Source organism: Hyphomonas sp., from assembly GCF_040882205.1.
Classification (GTDB): Bacteria; Pseudomonadota; Alphaproteobacteria; order Caulobacterales; family Hyphomonadaceae; genus Hyphomonas.
On the sequence record NZ_JBBEBT010000365.1, the window covers coordinates 1 to 1616 of the forward strand.

Consider the following 1616-nt stretch of genomic DNA (forward strand, 5'->3'; position numbering starts at 1 on the left):
AGCGAGATAGGCCGCGGTCAGCTCCGATCGCCAGCGCTTCGGCGAGGCTCGGTCCATGTGACGCGGCATCCCTCGGTTGCGATCCGTTTCGTGGTGCAGTCTAGCAGCGCCCGGGACTGGTCAGACAACAGGGCCGCTCGGGCAGAGATCGCATTGGCATGGGCATACGGAGCGCCCCAGACCTCGAAGATCTCGGGGCGCTGCCGCAGAGCGCTCTAATTCTACAATCAGTGCGCTATTGGGCTTGTAAAGCAGCTAGCCGAATGAACAGCGTTAGTCGGCCAACCGTTGTGTGTGGTGGACCGGGTGGCTGACGCCCTCCGTTCAGAACAAAATCGACGTCAACCTGCGTAGGAGAATTTGCACTCTTCTCATCCAATGCAAATGGTTCCCTTGGTATCTGTGTCTCCTGATCACCACGGGAATGCGAAAGCAGAATGGCACTGCGCAAGAAGTTTAGTGCTCTAACTACATTGCTCTTGCCCGACGCGTTCGCGCCGTAGATAACCGCCGCCGGGAGGAGAGATCCACCGGCCGCCGCACAATTAATCAATCCGCGCGTGCCATCGGTTAGGGCCGACGGAATGAAAGAAATTTCCTGCGCCTTTCTCATGGACAGAAAATTTTTGAAGCCGAAGCGGAGGATCATTTGTCCTTCCTATTTCCAAAATGGCCGCATTTTGAAAACGGTAACGAGCTAATTCTAGCGAATCTGATAACGAAAATGCAGAACTATAGCGATTGGTTCCTTAATAAAGATTAACAACGCAACCCTGCTCGAATCTAATGCGCGTCCGCCCAGTTGGCGCCGGTGCCCGTATCGGCGACGAGCGGCACCGATAGCTCGAGCGCCGGGCCGGGCGCCGCTTCCATCAGCTTCTTGACGAGCTTGGCGGTCGCCTCGATCTCCTTTACCGGCACCTCGAAGAGGAGCTCGTCGTGCACCTGCAGCAGCATGCGCGCGCCGAGCCTAGCGGCGGCGAGCGCCGGCGCCACGCGGATCATGGCGCGCTTGATGATGTCGGCGGCGGTGCCCTGCAAGGGCGCGTTGATCGCCGCGCGCTCCATGAAATTGCGGCGCGCCGGATTCTTGTCGAGGATGCCGGGCACGTGGCAGCGCCGGCCGAAGAGGGTCGTCACGTAGCCCTTCTCGCGCGCGCCCTGCTTGGTCTTTTCCATATAGTCGCGGATGCCGGGATAGCGCTTGAAATAAGCCTCAATATAGGCGCGCGCCTCGCCTTGGGGAATCCCAAGCTGGGCGCCAAGCCCGAACGGGCTGATGCCGTAGATGATGCCGAAATTGATCGCCTTCGCGCGCCGGCGGACCATCGGGTCCATGCCCTTGACCGGCACGCCGAACACCTGGCTCGCGGTCATGGCGTGGATGTCCAGCCCTTCCCGGAAGGCCTCCTTCAAGGCCGGCACCTCGGCCATGTGGGCGGCGAGGCGGAGCTCGATCTGCGAGTAATCGACCGAGAGCAGGGTCATGCCCTGCTCGGCCACGAAGGCGCGGCGGATCTTGCGGCCCTCCTCGGTGCGCACCGGGATGTTCTGCAGGTTCGGGTCGGTCGAGGCGAGCCGGCCGGTCGAGGTCGCGGCGAGCGCGAAGCTGGTGT

General features: G+C 61.3%; 2 protein-coding genes. Both read right to left on the bottom strand.

Annotated elements, in window-relative coordinates; all coding sequences use genetic code 11:
• Positions 1-235: 235 nt before the first annotated feature.
• Entirely contained in the window at positions 236-649 is a 414-nt protein-coding gene (locus WEA77_RS15855) for an ATP/GTP-binding protein (RefSeq protein WP_368068838.1), read from the bottom strand.
• A 134-nt stretch (positions 650-783) separates the two neighbouring features.
• Positions 784-1616 (bottom strand): DNA polymerase (locus WEA77_RS15860; RefSeq protein ID WP_368068839.1); only part of this gene is annotated, 833 nt, incomplete at its 5' end.